The following is an 18,867-nucleotide window of genomic DNA, read 5'->3' on the forward strand; positions in this document are numbered from 1 at the left end:
CTCACCCCGGGGGGCGCGGCCCCCGCCCCCCCCCCCCGGCCCCGCCCCCCCCCCCCCCGCGGGGGGGCCGCCCGGGGGGGGGGGGGGGCGGGGGCGCCCCCCCCCCCCCCCCCGCTCCCGTCGTGCGGAGTGACCGGCGAAATGCCTAGCCGGTGTACGCGGCCAGCGCCTTGGTGAAGTCCAGCGCGCTCTGGCTCACACCGCTGCAGTCCGACCCGGCGTCCGTGGTGGAGCCACCGCAGGCGCGGTCCCGGTTGACCGCCCAGAAGCTCACCCGGGACAGGTGCTTGCTGGTCGCGTAGCTGACCATCGACTTGAAGTTGGCGACGGACACGGTCTCGCCCGGCACGTCCGACTTGCCGTTCATCGAGGAGAAGCCGACCTTGCGGTACGCGGCGTCGGAGGAGAGGCCGTACGCGGAGGCCACGGCGTTCTTCAGGCCGTCGACCGCGCCCTTGGTGGCGGCCACCATGTCGATGGTGCCCTCGTCGAAGTCGAACGGCATGACCGCCCAGCCCTCGATGTCCAGCTTGTTGTTCGCCCCCCGCTTGATCAGGTCGAGCCCGGTCGCGTCCGGACCCGTCCGGGTGGTGCCGAAGGTGACGTACACGGTCACCCCGGGGTTGTTGGTCTTGATGATCTTCAGGGCGTCCACCACCCGCTCACGGACCGTGGCGTTGGTGAACTCGGTGTCCTCGATGTCGATGTCGATGGACTTGAGCTTCAGGGCGTCGATGGTCTTCTGGTACGCCCCGGCGAGGGCGGTGGCGGACGAACACTTCTCGCCGAGCTTGTTGCCGGACCAGCCGCCGATGGAGACCGTCACATCGCCCCCGGCGGCCCGTATGGCGTTGATCGTGGACTGGTCGTTGCCGCCCGTCAGCGCCCGGCTCCCGTCCCACTTGGGATTGCATCCGCCGTCGGAGAGGATGAACGCCATCGTGAACTGCTTGACGCCGGTCGCGCCCATGACCGACGTGGCGCTCTGGGGGCTGCCCCAACCGAGGTACAGGTACGGGGCGTTGAGCCCGACCGGCACGGCCGCCGCGGCCTTGGCGGCGGGCGTACCCGAACCGCCGTCGGCGGACGCGGTGGCGGTCGTGGCCGCGGAGAGCGCGGCGGTGGCGGCCAGGGACAGGGCCGCGGCCGCCGCCAGAAGGCGGGGCCGACGCCGGAGCGGGGTGTGGTGCGGGGATGTCATGTCGCTGGTTCTCCTCAGGTGGGGGGGTGCGCGCCGGACGGGACCTGACGGCTGGTCAGGGAGTCCAGTAGTTGTGGGTGACGACGAGCATCGACTGCAACTGCACACTGGTGGAGTAGTAGTCGGTGCTGCTGGGCGTGGTGGCGAGCATCTTCTTCCACAGCGCGTCCAGCCACGCCTGGCCGGCGGGGTCGGTCATGGCCGCGACCGCGAAGGGGGCGAAGAAGGCGGGCTCGTTGCCGGTGCCGAAGCTGGTGCCGTCGAGCTTGTAGCCGTCCCGGATCTTGGCCGGGTCGTTGGCGGCCTTGGTCTTGATCCAGGAGTTCATCTTGCGGACGGCGGTACGCGACGCGCTGTCGTTGTTGACGACCGCGTCGGTGCCCAGACGCCAGGGGTCCCGGCAGGCGTTCCAGTTGTAGTCGCCGTCGTGCGCGTCCTCCAGGACCTCGCCCGGCGCCGGCTTCGGCGTGCTCGTGGTGTTGACGACGAAGTCCGGCAGCAGCCCGGTGGTGGACGCGTACCCGGACTGGAGGCTGCCGATCACCGACTGGGTCTTGGTCAGGACCGCGTCCCAGGTGGTGTCGCCGGTGGCCTTGCGGAACGCCTTGAAGTGGCCGGGGATCCAGTCCGAGGTGCGCGAGATCTGGTCGTAGCTGCCGGAGGACCAGTCGCCGAGCTTCATCAGCTTGGAGCCGCTGTGCAGCTCGCTCGCCTTGACGGCGTTGATCCGGCGGGTCGCCAGGCTCTGGTAGTTGTACGTGCCCGTGCTGCCCCACTGCTTGTGGGCGAGGAGCAGTCCGTACGCGATGTCCAGGTCGCCGTCGGTGGCGGAGTCGCTCCCGTTGACACTCCGGCAGCCCGCGTCCTGTTCCGCCGCGTGGAGGTCGGGGTTGTTCACGGAGGGGTGGGCCAGGACGTACTTGAGGATGCCGTCGAAGATCTTCTTGGCGTCCGCGTCGGCGCCCGCCATCAGCGCCGTGATGACCAGGCCGTAGCCCTGGGCCTCGGCGACGTAGGGATGGTCGGCGTCGGCCGCGTACACCTCGTACCAGCCGTTGCCGCAGTTCTGCTTGACGAAGTTCGCCTTCCACTTGGCGTAGAAGTCGACGACGGCGCGGTCCGCGGCGGCCTGGCCGCCGCTGGGCGCGAGGGTGCCGGCCGCGTAGGCGAACGAGTGGCTGCCGAAGGGGACGGCCGGTCCCGCGGCGGCACCGGCGGCCGGGGTGAGTCCGGTCCAGGCGCAGGTGGTGAGGACGGCGGTGGCGGAGAGGGCTGCTGCGCATCTCGCACGGCGACTGCGGGGCATCGGGCCTCCGGGGTTGGGGGGTTGTGGGGAAGTTAGCCGCGTGGTCATGACCTCGACAAGATGTTGGTTAGTAAAGTTTCCTGTCGTTTACCTGGCCGGCACAGACGACAGGCCGGGAGCGTGCGAAAACCTTCGGGGAGGCAGGTCGGGGCGGCGTGTCGGGACAGCACGGAGACGCCGAGGCCGACGGGGGTCGGCCTCGGCGTCGGCCGGGCTGGTGATCGGCGCGTCAGCGCGTCAGCGGCGGTGCCTGCGGTGCGGTCGGCCGGCGACGGCCGTACGGCGGCGGCGCAGCAGGAAGGCGCCCGTGACAGCCACGGCCAGCGCGGCGGCCCCGGCGAGGGAGGCGGTGGTCGGGGTGAGCGGGGAGCCCGTGTCCGCCACGGTGGAGGCGTTGCCGGGATCGGCCGCCGTGGAGGCCGGTACGGGGGAGGGGGAGGACGCGGTAGGGGAGGGGGCCGCGGAGGGGACGGCCGCGGGCTTCGGAGTCCGTTTCGGGGCCGGGGCCGGGGCCGGGGACGAGGCCCGGGCCGACGGTGAGGCGGAGCGGGTGGCCGGGGCGGCGGCCTTGGCCTGTCCCGCGCTCCTGCCGGGGAAGACGACGTCGGAGCACGAGTAGTACGTGTCCGGCGTGCTGGTATTGCGCCACACCGTGTACAACACGTGCCGGCCGGTCCGGCCTGCCGGAAGGCGGGCCGGGATGCGGTAGGCCCCGTTCTCCAGCGCCGGGTCCTTCGCGGTGAGAAAGGGCTCGGGATCCAGGTCGTCCCACGTCAGCGGCGTGTTCGCCGAGTAGCCCTGCCGCGTGAGGTAGAGGCTGAACGTCCCCTCGTGCGGAATGGAGGAGCGGTACGTGAGGGTGAAGCGGGCCCCCGGGGCCAGCGTGGTGGCGGGCCAGTCGCCACGGGGCAGGTCGAGTCCCGCGTACGCGGCGAGGCCCGCGCTGCACAGCTTCCCGTCCGGAATGACCTGCCGGTCCCTGCCACCGACGTCCGCGACCCGCAGGTTGTCCCAACTGCCGAGAGGCTGACCGCCGTTGGCGGCGACCGCCGCCCGGCACGCGGGCGAGCCGGCGAGTCCCTCCGACGTCAGGCCACACGCGGCGACCCGGCTCACCGGATCGGTCGGCGCGCCGTGCGCGTACGCGGGACCCGCGGCCAGCAGCGCCGAACCCGCCAGCAGGAACGTGACGGCGCCGGCGAAGGCGGCCGTTGCGGAGGTGCGGTGACGGATCATCAGGACGGGCTCCCTCGGCGGGCCCGGGGGCCCTGCGCGTAACAGTGTGCTGTCCATTACGGCGGGGGCGCCCCGGCCGTTCACCGGAGTTGTCGCCCTCGTGCCACCGTCTCCGGGGGCGCGGCGGGAATCCGTGCTCGGCATCGGGGTGAATCTGCTCATGATCGTCGGTGAGCGGGGTACGTGTCGGTCACGCGATGGCAGTGGAATCGGGCCTGGACACGACGAGGGGCGAGACGGACATGGACAACATCTGGGCGTACGCGGCGGACTGCGGCTACGGGGAGGACCGGTCCCTGGTGGGCTTCGAGGTGGAGGCGACCGACGGGGTCGTCGGGCAGGTGGAGCGGCAGACGGATCACGACGGGATGCGGCACCTGGTCGTCGACACCGGGATGTGGGTGTTCGGCACCAGCCTCCTGATCCCCGCGGGCCTCATCACCGGCATCGACTCCGACACCCGGCGGGTGGTCGTCGGCCGGGCCCGGGAGGAGATCAAGGCAGCGCCCCGCTTCGCCAGGGACAGCGAGACGACGGACGTGGCGTATCTGTCGGCGGTGGGCAACTACTACCAGGCGCTCGGCCCGGTCCCCGTCTCCTGACGATCCGCCATGGGGCGACCTCCGCCGTACGTGCGGTTCGGCGGCGGATTCGGCCGCGACGCGGCGCGGGTGCGGGAGTTCCCCGGCCGGCGGCGCCGGGCCGAGCGTCGTGCCGTGAGCGAGTGGCCGGGCGGACGCCGGCCGGAACGGTGTCGGCCCGGCGCGGAACTCCGCGTGATCCTCCGAGGGTGCCCGGTTCGACGGCGTACGGGGGCGAGGCCCCGTACGGGTTGGTGATGGCCGGCGCCCCGTGCGGACAGGCGAAGGGATGGGCGGCAGGCCCGAAGAGCGCCGCGCGCCCGCCTCAGGCGGGGATCTCCCCCGAGCCGCGCGCGATGAGCGTGGGCGGGATCGTGATCGTACGGATCGGTTGGGCCGGGTCCGACAGGCGCGTCCGGAACAGTTCGATCGCCGTACGCCCTATCTCCTCGTCCCCCTGCGCGATCACGGTCAGGCCGGGGCGCAGGAGGTCGGCCAGCGAGAAGTTGTCGAAGCCCACCAGCGCCACGGTGCCCAGGTCGGCGCCGAGCGCGCGGATGACCGCGAGGGTGGTCGAGTAGTTGCCGGTGATGAGTGCGGTGGCCGGCGCCGTACCACCGAGCAGACGCGCCAGGGCCGCCGCGATACGGTCCTGCTCGACCGGGCCCGGACGCACCATGCCCTCCAGCGGCTCGCCGATCCCGTTCAGGCAGTCGCGGAACGCCGCGGCGCGTTCGTGGCCCGTGTACACCCGCTCGTCGTCGCCGATGTAGCCGATCCTGCGGTGGCCGTGGCGGACGAGGTGCTCGAAGGCCATCCGGATTCCCGCGCGGTTGTCCGTGAGGACGGTGTCGACCGACACGCCCGTCGCGGGCCGGTCGAACGCCACGACGGCGAGTCCGGAGTCGATCTCGGGCTGGAGGTACTGGTGGCCGTCCGCGATCGGCTCCATGATGATGCCGTCCATGCGGCGCCCGCACATGGAGAGCACGGCTTCCCGCTCGCGCACCTCGTCGTCGTCGGTGGACATCGCGACGACGTTCAGACCCACACCGCGCGCGGTCGCCTCGATGGCCCGCAGGACGGGGTGTGCTTCCGCGATGTGCCGTACGGCCGCCCCGATCGTGCCCGTACGGCCACTGCGCAACTGCCGTGCCCGTTCGTCCGGTTGGTAGCCGAGTGTCTCGATCACCTGGCGCACCCGCTGGGCCAGCGCGTCACCGACCGTCACGTCTCCGTTCACCACCCGCGACACGGTGCGCAGCGCGACCCCGGCCTCCCGGGCGACGTCGACCATGGTCGGTCTGCGGGGGCGGGACGGGCCACGCTTTCCCGTGGCATCAGGACGAGGCACTGCGCTTCCTTTCGCTCAGGTCCGAGCATGATCGCACCGACGCGCCGGCCGGAGGTGCGACCGAAGGCTCCGAGATCTGTCCGTGACGCTGGAGGGGTTGACTTGACGTCGCGGAAACATACTGTACTTCCAAGACAACGTTATCTCGCTGTCGGGTGCACGATCCATCCCTGACGAGGGGTGCAAAGACCCCCCGTTCCACCGAACGGTTCCGGGCCCGGTCGCGCCAACTGCCCACTCGTCAAGGAGAAGAACGAATGAAACGCGCACGCACGCTGTTCGCGACCGCGGTGGGGCTCGCCGCCGCGCTGTCGCTCACGGCCTGTTCCACCAGCGCCGGCACCGGGTCGGGTGCCACCGCTCTGACGTTCATGACGTTCGAGACCCCCGCCCTGACCGCCACCTTCTGGGACACGTCGATATCCGACGCGCAGAAGCAGGTCCCCGGCATCTCCGTGAAGAAGATCGTCTCTCCGGACGCCGACCGCGACAAGTACGCCAAGCAGCTCCAGGCCTCGGGCCAGTTCCCCGACGTCCTCTCCTCGATCACGCCCAAGGACTTCATCAACGCGGGCCTGCTCCAGCCGTACGACCAGAAATGGCTGGACGACCACTTCACGGACCCCGACGGCAACGCGATCAAGGGCAAGAGCTACATCCCGCCCACCAACTCGCAGATCATCCCGATGATCTTCTACAACAAGAAGATCTTCGCGGCGCACCACCTGGAGGTCCCGACGACCTGGGACCAGTTCATGACCGTCGTCAAGACACTGAGGAAGGCCGGGGTCACCCCGCTCCAGATGGCCGGCGCCGAGCCCTGGGCGGCGGCCTACCCGCTGTCGGGGCTCATCACCGCCGATGTGATGGGACCGAACCCCGACTGGGTCAAGGACCGGTACGCGGGCACGGTGAAGTTCACGGACGCCGACATGGTGGCCGCGGTGGGCAAATACCGTGAGCTCGTCACGGCGGGAGGCTTCGACAAGGGCGCGCTCGGCGTGAACTACAACGACGCCAACACGCAGTTCCTCGCCGGGAAGTCCGCGATGTACCCGATGGGCAGCTGGCTCATCGGCCTCATCCCGCCCGCCGACGCGGCGGACTTCGGCACCTTCCTGCTGCCGAGCGCCGGTGGTGGCACGGTCGTTCCCTTCACCACCGGGGGTACGACCTCCGTCAGCGCCAAGTCGGCCGACGTCCGAAAGGCGATGGACTTCGCGAAGGCCTGGTCGCTGTCCCGGACCAATCTGAAGACACTGATCGAGACCGACGGCGCCTTCCCCATGCTGAAGGACGTGCCCTTCGACTCCTTCGGCGCGAAGGTCACCCCGGTCTACACCGAGGCCTACGCGTACGTGACCGGCGAGGCCCGCAAGGTCAGCGCGTTCGGCGAGGTCAACAACGACGACGCTCTTCCCGCCGGTCTGGTCGACCAGTTCAACGCCATGGCGCAGAAGCTGTTCACCGACTCCGACGTGAAGGGACAGCTGGCCGCCTTCGACACGGCCTGGGACAAAGCCGCCAAGTGACCGACGGTGTGAGGAACCAGGAAAGGATCTCCCGCAGTGCCAAGTCGCACGCCCCGCGGCGGCCGGAGTCTCGGTCTCGCGCCCCTCGCGTGGATAGCCGTCGCTCTCTACGCCATGTTTCTGCTGTTCCCGCTCTTCCAGAGTTTGTTCTGGAGTTTCACGGACAAAAGCCCGCTCCAGGGGAAAAGTAACTTCGTCGGCCTCGCCAACTACACCGACCTCTTCTCCGACGACCTGTTCCTGCACAGCCTGCTCTTCACCGGCATCGTCGTGGTCTCCGTCACCGTCGTCGCCAACACGGTCGGTCTGCTGCTCGCGATGCTCCTCAACAAGTCGACCGCGAACTACCGGGTGATGCGGACCCTCATCTTCATCCCGCAGGTCCTTTCCGGGGTCATCGTCGCCTTCATCTGGCGCAGCATCCTCACGCAGAACGGGCTGCTCAACGTCTTCCTGGTCAAGGTCGGCCTGGTCGAGGAACCGGTCGCCTGGCTGGGCAGCTCCGGGCTCGCGACGTTCTCCATCTGCGTCGTCGTCAGCTGGATCACCATCGCCTTCGCCACCGTCGTGTACACCGCCTCCCTCCAGTCGGTGCCCGCCGAGCTGTACGAGGCGGCCCGCGTCGACGGCGCCGGGTTCTTCGGCCGGTTCCGGCACGTCACCCTCCCCATGATCGCGCCCGGCATGACGATCAGTGTGGTGCTGTGCCTGATCACCACACTGAAGCTGTACGACGTCATCGCCGTGCTGACCGGCGGCGGGCCGGCGAACGCCACCCAGTCGACCGCGTACTACCTGGTGACCGCGGCCTTCACGGACAACAAGTTCGGCTACGCCTCGTCCATCGCCATGGTCCTGCTCGTCCTGACCGCCCTGGTCTCCTACTCGGCCACCCACGTCCTGCGGAAGAGGGAAGCGGACCTGTGACTCTCCCCGGATTCCTCCGCCTGGCCGGGCGCGCCACCGCGGCCTGGCTCGTCACCCTGGCGTTCATCCTGCCCGTGTACATCGCGTTCGTCAGCGCGTTCAAGGACCAGGACCAGATCCTGTCCAACCCGGCCGCGCCGCCGTCGCCGTTCACCTTCGACAACATCCTCAACGCGCTGCGCCGCCCGGACCACTTGGTGCAGGCCGGACTGCTCAACTCGGTGCTGGTGACCGTGGTGAGCGTGGCGGTCCTCGTCCCGCTCGGATCGGTGGTCGGCTTCTACGTCTCCGAACGGTCCCCGCGGATCAAGTCCCTCCTGCTCGCGCTCTTCGCGCTGGGCCTCATGGTCCCGCCGCAGGTCGTCCTGTTGCCGGTGGTCATCATGCTCCAGTGGATCGGCCTGGCGCACAGCTACCCGGGCCTCATCCTCTCCAACGTCGGCGGCGGCTACCTCTCCTTCGCGGTCTTCGTGTACGTGGGATTCCTCCGCACGGTCCCCCGCGAGATCATCGAGGCCGCCCGCGTCGACGGGGCGGGCGACCTGCGGATCTGGTGGAAGATCATTTTCCCGGTCGTCAGGCCGGCCACCGCCACCGTCGCGATCTTCCTGGGTCTGTGGGTGTGGAACGACTTCCTCAACCCGCAGTTCATCCTCGGCCCGCTCCAGGGCCAGACCATCACCACCGGAATCTACGTGTCCCTCGGCGCCTATTCGACGGACTACAGCCAGCTGTTCGGGATCATGTTCCTCGCGGCGATCATCCCCCTGGTGGGATACCTGGTCAGCCAGCGGGAGTTCATCCACGGCCTGATGTCGGGAGCCTCCAAATGACCAGCCGCCACGCGACCCTGACGACCGACGGGGTCCCGGCCCTCGACGCGCTCGCCGGACCCTGGACGGACCGGGCGGAACTGGCCCACCTCCCCTCGCTGCGCAACCAGGCGGGCCAGGGGCATGTGAACGACGACCTGACCTCCCTGTCCTGGCTGGCCTTCCCGCCGTACAGCGGCGGTTACCACACCGGTGTGTTGCGGATCGACGGGCTGCCCCTGCCCGCCCGGCGCCTGCGCTGGTCCCCGTGGGGCGTGGAGCGGGAGGGCGCCGGCGAAGGGCTGACCGTCCACACCGACGTACGGATGGGCTACGAACGCAGCCGCGTTTTCTGGCGGTTGACGCTGCGCAACACCTCCACACAGACGCGGACGGTGACCGTCGAGCAGGAACTGCTCGCCATGTTCGCCCGGTCCGACGTGGACTGGGGCTGGTTGTACGGGTGCCCCTGGAACGCCGGGCACCACCACGACTTCTACGCCACCGAACGGCTGCGGTCCGAGGTGACCGCGCCCCGGCCCCGCCAGGTGCAGCTGCTGCCGGTGGGGGCGCGCCGGATCCGTATCGGCAGCCCCCGGATCCCCGGCATCCAGCGCGACGAGGACTCCGCGCCGATGCTGCTGGAGTCGGAACTCCCCGACCACAGCACACCGGACTCCGGGCGCGTACGGGCCCCCGGTGCCACCTGCGCGCTGCGGGAGGTCGCCCTGACGCGCGCCGGAGGAACGCCGGTGCCGCTGGGTGAGCCGGGCGCCCGCCACGACATCCGGCCCGACACCGACCGGTACCTCGGCGCGGTGGAGATCGAGGAGGGGGACACCCTCCACTTCCAGGTACGGCTGGACGGACCCGGGGACACGGACCGTACCGGTGTGATCCTCACCCACGGCAACCACCCCGACTCGCTGCAAGTCGCCCTGGAAGACGGGCGGTTGACCCTGACCATTGGCGGCGAGCGGGTGACGGCGGCGGAGCCCCTGCTCCCGGAGACCTGGCACACCGTGGCGGTACGGGTCGACGCCGAGGCCGCCGAACTGTCCCTGGACGGCGGGGTAATGGCTCGCACCGCCCCGTGGTGGGGCGGACAGCGGTGGACGGCGCGGGTACGGGACGGCGGGGTGACCGTCGAGGACACGGGCAGCACGGCGGTGTCGTCGTACGCCTTCTCCGTGCGGCCGACCGCCCTGGAAGCGGACGGGGCGCGGGCCGTGGCCCGGTGGGACCTCACACTCAGCCCAGGGGACAACGTTGTCATCGGCTGGGTGCTCGACATCGGGGAATCGGCCGCCGGGACGCGGGACGCCGCCTCGTCCGCCGCCGCGTCGTTCGACTCCTCCTTCGACGCGGTCGCCGACCGCTGGCGCCGTACGTGGCGCAGCGCCTTCGAACCGGGCAACGACGAGTTCTCCGGCCACCTGCCGACGCTGTCCGACGCGGACCCCGACCTGGCCAGGACGTATTACACCGGTGCCCTCCTCGCGGTCTACCTGCGCAACACCCGGTCCGGCAGTTCGGGGCCGGTGTTCCTGACGGGCGGGCCCCGGCTGGGGCCGACCACGACGTTCTTCTGGGACCAGTCCGAGTGGGGGAGGACCGCCGCCCTGCTGGAACCGGCGGGCGTACGGGCCTGGCTGCTGGCCGCGCTCGACCAGCCGTACGACAGCTGCCATTCCTTCGACACCCGGAACCTGCTCCCGGTCGGGAACCACTACGCGGCCAACGACCACGCGCTGTTCCGGTCCGTCCAGTCCTATGTGGGGGTCACCGGGGATCTCACGCTGCTCGGTGAAGTCACCGGTGGGCGTACGGTGCTGGACCACCTGCGTGCCATGGCCTACCGGCCGAGAGGGCGGCGTGCCTCCTTCGGATCCGGCGTGCTCGTCGATTTCGGCGACGACGCCTGGGAGTTGCTGGAGTGCGTGCCCAACTACCGCCACGCGGTGGTGTCGTTGAACGCCGGATACGTCGGCATGATGCGGTCGCTCGCCACACTCCTGCGCTTCATGGGGGAGCGGGAGGAGGCCGAGGCGGCGGAGGCCGAGGCGGGCCAGCTGTCGGCGGCCGTCCTCAAGCAGTACGCCGGTGACGGACGGTGGGCGGTCTCGCACCCGGACGGGAGCGAACCCATCGGCCACTGCCTCGACTTCGCGCTGGTGGCCGCCGACATGTCGGAGGACCTGACGGCGGAACAGCGCGAGGAGATGGTCCGGTTTGTCACCGGTCACCTCGTCGACGGCGACTGGATGCGCGCGCTCGATCCCGGCGACCCGATCGCCCCGCTCTCCGACCGGCCCGACCACGGAGCGGCCGGCGCCTTCGCGGCGTGGCCCGGGGCGACCGCGTACGGGCTGTGCCGCCTCGGCCGCCCGGAGACGGCGGCGGCCATGCTGCGGCGGGCCCATCGCACCACGTCGGGGGGTGTGTGGGGGCAGGCCATGGAGGTGACCCCCGACGGCAGCTACCGGGTCGCGGAGCGGGGGGTGTCCAACCGGGAGAGCAACGCGGCGGTCGCCGTCACGGAGGCGGTCCTCGCGGGGCTGTTCGGCATCCGGGGCGGATTCACCAGCCTCACCCGTGACCAGGGAGCGGCGCGGAGCCCGTACGGCCGGCTGGAGAACATCCGGGCGCTGGGCTTCGACCTTCGGCGGAACCAGGACACGGTGTAGGACGGTGACGGGTGGGCGGCGGCTTACCGCCGTCCACCCGGCCGGATCAGGAGTTCTCCGCCAGCCACGGTCTGACCTGGCGGCGGGCGTGGTGCAGGCGTGACTTCACCGTGCCCAGCGGGATGCCCATCCGCTCCACGATCTCCGCGTACTCCATCTGACAGATGTCCCGGTAGACGAGCGGCTCCACCAGGTGCGGACTGTCCCGTTCGAGCCGTTCCAGCGCCTCCAGCAGGTCCACGCGGGACCCCGCGATCACACTGGTCGTCCGGGGATCCGCGCGGCCGGTCACCTCGGCGGACAGGGGTGTCTCGCCGGCCCGGCGCTTGAGCTCGCGGTACTTCTGCCGGGCGCAGTTGGCCACCACGGTGTAGAGCCACGTACTGAACCGGCTGCGACCCTCGAAGCGGTGGATGTGGCGTGCGACCTGGAGCAGGACGTCCTGCGCGGCCTCCTCGGCGTCCTCCCGGAAGAGCAGGAAACGGCCGCACCGCCGGACGGTCTCGGGCCAGATCTCCCGCAGGAGCTGGTCCAGGGCAGCCTGGTCACCGGCCGCGGCGCGCGCCGCCAGAGCCTCGGTGTCCGGTGCCCAGGTCATGGGGTATGCGTGCAGAGTGAAATCACCCAGGCATGATAATCACATGTCCTCACCTCAGTGGATCGGTCGCTACCGCGTCGAGCGACGCCTGGGCACGGGTGCCTTCGGCGTCGTGTGGCTCGCCCACGACGACCGGCTCCAGGCGCCCGTCGCCATCAAGGTCATGGCGGAGAACTGGGCGTACCGGCTCGACATCCGGGAGCGGTTCCTGTCGGAGGCGCGGCTGCTGCGCCGCGCCGCCTCCGACGGGCTGGTCCAGGTCTTCGACATCGGCGAGCACTCCGAGGACCGGCCCTACTTCGTCATGGAGTACGCGGACCGGGGCACGCTGGAGGACCGGCTCGCCGCCGGGCCGCTGCCGGTGGCGGAGGCACTTCGGCTCACCGCCGCGGCCACCGGGGGAGTGGCGGCGCTGCACCGCGCCGGGGCCGTACACCGGGACATCAAACCGTCGAACGTACTGGTCGCGACCGCCCCGGACGGCGGGGAGCGGGTGCTCGTCGCGGACCTCGGCCTCGCCAAGAGCCTGGCGCAGGCTTCCGGGCTGACCCTGACCGTCGGATCCGCGGGCTATGCCGCACCCGAACAGCTCGACCAGAGCGACGGCGTCGACGCGCGCGCCGACGTCTACAGCCTCGGGGCGCTGCTGTACCACCTGCTCACCGGTGTGGTCCCGGGCCCGCCGGGGAAGATCGTGCCGCCGGACCGGCTGCGGCCCGGGCTGTCCCCGGCGATCCAGCGTGCCGTCCTCCGGGCCCTGGAGAGCGACCGCGAGCGGCGGTGGCCGACGGCGGCGGCGTTCGCGCTCGAACTGGAACGGCTGACCGGACAGCCCGACGGCCACCCGTCGGGCCGGAGACCGCGCCGGTCCGGCCCCCGGCGGCTGCTCGCCGCCGCGGCCGCCCTGGCCGTCGTCGCGCTCGGCGCGGTCGCCGCCGTACGGTGGCAGACCGATTCCCCGGCGCCCTCCGTGGAGCGGGTGAGCGACGCCACAGGCCGTATCCGCGTGGACGTGCCCACCGCCTGGGCCGGGCAGCTGGCCGGTTCTGGCTGGACACCCGAGGCGCTCGGCCTGCCGGACCACCACGCCCCGGGGCTGACCGTCGCCGGGGATGTGGGACGCTGGCCGGACCTCGGCGCGGAGGTCAGCGGTGTGTTCGTGGGGCTCGGCGCGGACCGGGACCTGGCGGACCGTGTCGACACGATCAGCCACCGGGCCTGCCGGTACGACGGCAGCCGTACATTCTCGGACGCCTCCTGGCACGGTCGCGTACGGACCTGGTCCTCCTGCGGCACGGCCGGGCGGTCGCTGGAGGAGATCGGCCTCACGCCGGTACGGGACGGCGACCCCCAGGCATACGTCCAGATCAGACGGGGCGCGGGCGACGACCCGACCGACCGGATCCTGCGCAGCCTGCGGGTCTCGGGCTGAGACCCCGCGCGGACGCGTGGGGGCGCGCCGGAAGTTTTCGGGAACAGGCGTGAACTTTCGCGCCGGGCCCGTCATCGAACCGGTTGTAGCGCACCACCGCTCCGGGCCGCACGGGCCCCGGGCGCCGTGTGGTGCGGGGATGACGGTCCGGAAGGACCTCGTACGGAGAAGGAGTGACGGCAGACATGACCGAGAACGAGGAGACGTTCCCCGTACGACCCCGGTCCGCGCTCGCCCGGCACCGGCGGAGCACACGGCTCGCGGCGGGCGGCGCCCTGGTGGTCGCGGTCGCCGCGCTGCTGACGGGCTGCGGGGGCAAGGACGACCCGGCCGCCCCGGCCCCGCACACCGTCGGCGGACCGGCCGTCCCGGTGGGCGGCGACCCGTCGGGTACGGCGACCCCGGACCCGGACAAGACCGCGTCCGGCGACGCCTCCGCCTCCACCGGATCGGCCACGAAGGGCACCAGCCCTTCCGGCACACCCACGCACAGCGGTGGCACGAGCACGTCGGCGGCCGCCGACCGCTGCCACACCTCCGAGGTCAAGGCGTCCGTCGGCGACAACAACCCGGGAGCCGGTCAGGAGAACTTCGCGCTCGTCCTGACCAACACGTCCGGCCACACCTGCACCGTCGACGGCTTTCCCGGGCTCGCCTTCCTGAACAAGGCGGGACACCACGTCTCGGTGGACCCCGAGCGCGCCAGTGTGACCGGCACGCTCGTCAAGCTCGCCCCCGGCCGCAGCGCCTGGGCACCCATGACCTTCGGCAACCCCCAGATCACCGGCGTCACGACGGTCACCCCGGCGGCCGTGCTCATCACCCCGCCCGACGAGAAGGACGCGCTGAAGGTCGCCTGGACCGGCGGCAGTGTGACCAACACGGGCAAGGCGTCGGTGCCCTCGGTCGGTGTGTTCACGGCGGGCACGGGCGCCTGACACACGGAGCCCGGACGCGGACCTTGAACGCCGGCCGGGAGCAGGACCCGAACCGAACGCGAGGGCCGGGGGCAGTACCCACCCCCGGCCCTCGCGGCATGATCAGGCGCGCGTCACCGCCCGCGCCGCGTTGTAGCCCTCGGTCCGCAGGGCGGGCCGGCCCGACGGCAGTGCCTCGGCGGGCCAGGAGAGCGTGACGCTCTTCGACTCACCGGGCAGCAGCCACACGTAGTTCTCGCTGTACAGCGTGGGCAGCACCCGCTCGCCGCTGGTGGCGTCCAGGAGCGAGAGCCGTACCATCGCCGCCACCGCCGAACCGCGGTTGTGGACGGTCGCGGTCAGCTCGCGGCGCGCCCCCGCCCTGGTCACCCGGCCGAGGTCGGCGGAGACCTTGACGGACTTCGCGCGGTTGAGCGCCTTCATGTCGCCGGCCTCGCGGTAGCGCCAGTACGTGTTCTCCGACAGGGTCTTGCCCCGGCTGTCCTCCAGACGCAGCCGCAGGAGGTGGAAGTCCGGCTGGTCCTTCGTCCAGGCGGCGGTGAACGCGTCCGCCGTGGTCGACGAGGCCACGTCCACCCGCACCTTGCGGGTGGCGCCGAGCTGCCGTCCCGACAGGTCGTAGCAGCGCGCCGAGACCGTCGCGCCCTTCAGCGCCTGGGGTGTGTGGTTGACCGCGATGACCTGCCAGCTCTGCGGATCGGCCTGGACGTGCACGGCCTCGCACGCCGCCCGCGCCCCGTAGTAGGTGCCGTTGACGTCGAAGTCGTAGTCGTAGGTCTGCCACACCGTGCTGTGCCACGCCGGGTGGGACATCCACAGCATCAGGCCGCTGGCGTCCTTCCACAGGTTGGCGTTCCACGCCTCGAACATGGCCCGGGTGTTCTCGTAGTTGACGAACTGCGCCTTGCGCGCGAAGTCGTCCAGGTCGTGGGCCGTGTCGAGGCGGGTCTCGATGGCGGCCTGGTAGTTCTGCGGCGCCTGATTCCCCCGCGTGCTCCAGTCGTGGTACAGCCACGCGCCGCCGATCGGCCACTCGGGCTCGTCGCCGACGAGGTTGCGCATGCTCTCCGCCGTCGACACCACGGGCATGCCGATCTCGGTGTGGAAACCGAAGCTGCCGCTGCCGTACGTGGACGGCGAGAAGTAGCGCTCGTGCTCGACCCAGCCGTACGGACCGCCGCCGGTGACGATGCCGCCCGCCGAGTTGTTCTGGTAGAAGAGGCCGGGCGCCTGGGACTCGACCGCGTCCCGCATCCCGTTGTCGATCGCCGCGGGCGGGTTGCCCTCGTTGGCGCCGCACCAGACCACCACGCTGGGGTGGATGCGGTAGCGCAGGACGGTGTCCCGCGCCAGGCTGTTGAACGCGTCGTGGTCCGGCGGGTCCATCGCCCACGCGTTGGGGAAGTCGTTCCAGACGAGCATCCCGTGCTCGTCGCAACTGGCGAAGAACTCCTCGCGGTTGACCGACCCCACCCAGTTGCGGATCATCGTGAAGTTCATGTCGCGGTGCATCCGGACCGCCGCGTCCATCCGGGCGGCGGGCATCCGGCGCAGCAGCTCGTCCCAGCCCCAATTGCCGCCCCGGCAGAAGACCCGTACCCCGTTCACGCTGATCTTCAGCGGATCCGGTGTGTTGTCGATGGACGTGATGTCCGTCCACGTGTCGCCGTTGTCCGAGACCTGGATCGTGTACGTCTTGGGGTAGGCCGCCTCCCACACGATGACCACGCGGTCGAAGGAGACGGACGAGCCCAGGTCGACCTGGATCCACTGGTTGTCCTCGTAGGCCGAGGACCAGCGGGAGCCGGGGTTGCCGTCGGTGGCGTTGGCGGCCTTGTTGGATCCGTCCTCCGACGACGCGGTCGCCGTCCTGTTCAGCGCGAGGTCCGCGCCGGGCCTGGCGGTGTCGATCACCGACAGCGTCCAGAGCGAGGAACCCCAGCTGGTCGCCCGGGCGCCGCCGTTGATCCGGACGTAACGGCCGGTCCTGGCCGCGAAGTCCACCGTCTGGAGGCTCGCGTTGCCGCTCTGGAACGGCAGCGGTACGGCCGAGTTGTCGACGGACTTCGCGTCTGTCCACGTCTCGCCGTCGGCGGAGACCTGCACGACGTACGTCTTCGCGTACGCCTGCTCCCAGGTGAGGTCCACCCGGTCGAAGGAGACGGACGAGCCCAGGTCGACCTGGATCCACTGGTCGTCCTCGAACGACGAGGACCAGCGGGTCGTCGGGTCACCGTCGGTGGCGTGGGACGCCGGGTTCCCCTGATCGTCCACGGAGGAGGCGGTGGCCGTCTTGCCCTTGGCCAGGTCCGTGCCGGGCACACTGCTGTCGAAGACCGACAGGGTCCACAGCGACGAGCCCCAACTCGTGGCACGCGTCAGACACTTGACACGTACGTACTGCGCTTTGCGGCTGCCCAGGTCCACGGACTGCGTGTACGCGTCGCTGCCGCCGGTGAAGGGGAGCTTCACGTCGAACTCGTAGCCGAACTGGCGGATGCCGAAGCGGGTGGTGCGCCGGTCGCTCTCCGAGCCCCCGACGGACGCGACCAGGGTCAGGTCGTGCAGGTTCGGCTCGCCGTAGCCGTTGGGCCACCACAACTTGGGCTTGCGCAGGCGCAGTTGGCTGTAGTCGGCCGGGGCGAAGGTGACATCGGCCGTGGCGCCGGCGGCCAGCGTGACGCTCCGGGAGACCTTCACGCCGTCGAACGAGGCGGTGACGGTGACCTGCTGGTCCGCGGAGTCGGCGTTGCGGACCGGGACCACGATCGTCACTTCGGCGCTGCTCGTGTCGGGCAGGTTGGGCAGCTTGGTGTCCACCCGGGGGTCGCCGATGACCGCGTGGCCGGTCGAGCGGAGCCGTACGTGGTTCCAGATGCCGGAGACGCGGTCGCGTACGGCCGGCATCCAGTCCCAGCCCGAGGAGGCCAGGTACGTGGGCGAGTTGCGGTTCATCATGTTGGCGCCGGCGTCCACCCAGGATTCGCCGGCCGGACCCTTGTCGCCGGGGCTGCCGGGGAACGGCATCGGCGAGATCTTCACGGCCAGCGCCTGCTCGCCGCGTACCAGCAGATCCGTCACGTCGTGCGCGGAGCGGGCGAAGGGGAACGTCAGTCCGCCGACCTGTTCGCCGTTGAGCCACACGTCCGCCTTGTGGTTGACGCCGTCGAACTCCAGCCAGACGTGGCGGCCCGCGCCGGTGCGCAGCCCCTTCGGCAGGCTGAAGCCGCGCCGGTACCACCAGGAGTGGCGGGACAGGGCCTCCGGGACGTGCAGGTTGTTCAGGCCGGCCACCGGGTCGGGCAGATGGCCCTGGTCGACCAGCGTCGCCAGAACGGTGCCGGGGACGGTCGCGGGCAGCCAGCGGCTCGTGTCCACCGGCGTACGGGACAGGTCGGCGCCCTCGCCACCGGCCCAGTCGTCCATGGTCAGGGTCCACCCGGACTCCAGCGGTACGGTGCCGTCGTCGGCCACCTCGAGCGCGGGGGTCTTGTGGGTGTGGGTGCCCCAGTCGGTCCAGCCGGTGGCGGCGGGGCGGTGGCCCTTGGGCGTGCCGTACACCTCGAAGCCGTTGAGGCCCAGCGGGTTGGCGCTGGAGCGCTTGCTCACGGTGAGCCGTACCCACCGCGCGACCACCGGCTTGGCCGGCTTGATCTCCACGAGCCCGCCCTTGCCCGAGGCCGTGCGGTGGACGGCGGTCCACGTGCGGTGGTCCCGGGACGTCTCGACCTCGAATTCGACCGCGTAACTGGACAGGATCTCCTGGCCGGTGGTGTCGGTGCGCGGGTTGCCGCTCGTGGGAGGCACGAACACCGGGTCGTCCGACGTCGCCTCGAACGTGAGCGAGATGGAGTCCACCGAGCAGTCGGCCTGGAGGTCGACGGATATCCACTGCGGGTCGCCGTCGGCCGCGCGCCAGCCGGTGCCCCGTACCCCGCCGGAGTTGAGCTTGTCCACGACGAACTCGGCCGGAGTGGGCGCGTAGTCGGTGGAGGACACCGAGACGGGGCGGTAGGCGGCGAGTTCACCGCGCGCGGCGGACGCGCCCCCGGCCGTGGTGGTGGCGGCGCGGCTGGTCCCGGGCAGCGTGACCCCGAGGCCGAGACCGGCGAGCAGGGTCGATCCCGTGGCGACGACAGACCGACGGGAGGGGTGTGGCGACTGATTCGACATGTGCAAGACGTCCATTCCAGGTGGGCCCGCAGGAGCAGGCGACCTGGCTCAGTTCGCCTGACAACGTTGCCATAGGCTGTAATCCGCCGC

At 71.0% G+C, this 18,867-nt stretch carries 13 protein-coding genes; 7 read left to right on the forward strand and 6 right to left on the reverse strand.

What is annotated here, in order from left to right:
• Positions 1-145: 145 nt before the first annotated feature.
• The 3 genes from ACIO1C_RS02830 to ACIO1C_RS02840 all read right to left on the reverse strand — a co-directional run bounded on the left by ACIO1C_RS02830 (position 146) and on the right by ACIO1C_RS02840 (position 3,743).
• The gene (locus ACIO1C_RS02830) at positions 146-1,201 is read right to left on the reverse strand and encodes a chitinase (protein ID WP_401857655.1); all 1,056 of its coding nucleotides are present in this window, start codon (positions 1,199-1,201) and stop codon (positions 146-148) included.
• 55 nt (positions 1,202-1,256) lie between these two features.
• The gene (locus ACIO1C_RS02835) at positions 1,257-2,507 is read right to left on the reverse strand and encodes a glycosyl hydrolase family 8 (protein WP_401857657.1); all 1,251 of its coding nucleotides are present in this window, start codon (positions 2,505-2,507) and stop codon (positions 1,257-1,259) included.
• 237 nt (positions 2,508-2,744) lie between these two features.
• Positions 2,745-3,743, reverse strand: coding sequence for a lytic polysaccharide monooxygenase (locus tag ACIO1C_RS02840; RefSeq protein ID WP_401857659.1), 999 nt, complete (start codon positions 3,741-3,743; stop codon positions 2,745-2,747).
• 197 nt (positions 3,744-3,940) lie between these two features.
• Here ACIO1C_RS02840 and ACIO1C_RS02845 point away from each other — a divergent pair, with 197 nt between their 5' ends.
• Complete coding sequence (locus ACIO1C_RS02845; protein WP_401857662.1) at positions 3,941-4,345, forward strand: PRC-barrel domain containing protein; 405 nt, start codon at positions 3,941-3,943, stop codon at positions 4,343-4,345.
• Between the two features lie 304 nt (positions 4,346-4,649).
• On the opposite strand, the gene ACIO1C_RS02850 is transcribed toward ACIO1C_RS02845, so the two are convergent.
• A complete protein-coding gene (locus tag ACIO1C_RS02850) occupies positions 4,650-5,678 on the reverse strand; it encodes a LacI family DNA-binding transcriptional regulator (protein ID WP_401857665.1) in 1,029 nt (342 codons plus the stop codon).
• A gap of 257 nt (positions 5,679-5,935) precedes the next feature.
• Between ACIO1C_RS02850 and ACIO1C_RS02855 the strand changes: the two genes are divergently transcribed.
• The 4 genes from ACIO1C_RS02855 to ACIO1C_RS02870 are packed head-to-tail and all read left to right on the forward strand — an operon-like array spanning position 5,936 to position 11,636.
• The gene (locus ACIO1C_RS02855; protein WP_401857668.1) at positions 5,936-7,210 is read left to right on the forward strand and encodes an ABC transporter substrate-binding protein; all 1,275 of its coding nucleotides are present in this window, start codon (positions 5,936-5,938) and stop codon (positions 7,208-7,210) included.
• Positions 7,211-7,246: 36 nt separating this feature from the next.
• Positions 7,247-8,137, forward strand: coding sequence for a carbohydrate ABC transporter permease (locus ACIO1C_RS02860; RefSeq protein ID WP_401857671.1), 891 nt, complete (start codon positions 7,247-7,249; stop codon positions 8,135-8,137).
• Entirely contained in the window at positions 8,134-8,970 is an 837-nt protein-coding gene (locus tag ACIO1C_RS02865; protein ID WP_401857674.1) for a carbohydrate ABC transporter permease, read from the forward strand. The genes ACIO1C_RS02860 and ACIO1C_RS02865 overlap by 4 nt, the downstream gene beginning before the upstream one ends.
• A complete protein-coding gene (locus ACIO1C_RS02870) occupies positions 8,967-11,636 on the forward strand; it encodes a laminin G domain-containing protein (RefSeq protein ID WP_401857676.1) in 2,670 nt (889 codons plus the stop codon). Before ACIO1C_RS02865 ends, ACIO1C_RS02870 begins: the two co-directional genes overlap by 4 nt.
• 46 nt (positions 11,637-11,682) lie before the next feature.
• On the opposite strand, the gene ACIO1C_RS02875 is transcribed toward ACIO1C_RS02870, so the two are convergent.
• Positions 11,683-12,234 (reverse strand): RNA polymerase sigma factor, encoded by a 552-nt coding sequence (locus ACIO1C_RS02875; RefSeq protein ID WP_401857679.1) that lies wholly within the window; start codon positions 12,232-12,234, stop codon positions 11,683-11,685.
• Between the two features lie 43 nt (positions 12,235-12,277).
• Here ACIO1C_RS02875 and ACIO1C_RS02880 point away from each other — a divergent pair, with 43 nt between their 5' ends.
• Positions 12,278-13,666, forward strand: coding sequence for a serine/threonine-protein kinase (locus ACIO1C_RS02880; protein WP_401857682.1), 1,389 nt, complete (start codon positions 12,278-12,280; stop codon positions 13,664-13,666).
• Positions 13,667-13,851: 185 nt separating this feature from the next.
• Positions 13,852-14,604, forward strand: coding sequence for a DUF4232 domain-containing protein (locus tag ACIO1C_RS02885; RefSeq protein WP_401857684.1), 753 nt, complete (start codon positions 13,852-13,854; stop codon positions 14,602-14,604).
• 102 nt (positions 14,605-14,706) lie between these two features.
• Here ACIO1C_RS02885 and ACIO1C_RS02890 read toward each other — a convergent pair whose 3' ends face one another.
• Entirely contained in the window at positions 14,707-18,777 is a 4,071-nt protein-coding gene (locus ACIO1C_RS02890) for a discoidin domain-containing protein (protein ID WP_401857687.1), read from the reverse strand.
• Between the last annotated feature and the right edge of the window lie 90 nt (positions 18,778-18,867).

Source organism: Streptomyces sp. NPDC087420, from assembly GCF_044744165.1.
Lineage (GTDB): Bacteria > Actinomycetota > Actinomycetes > Streptomycetales > Streptomycetaceae > Streptomyces.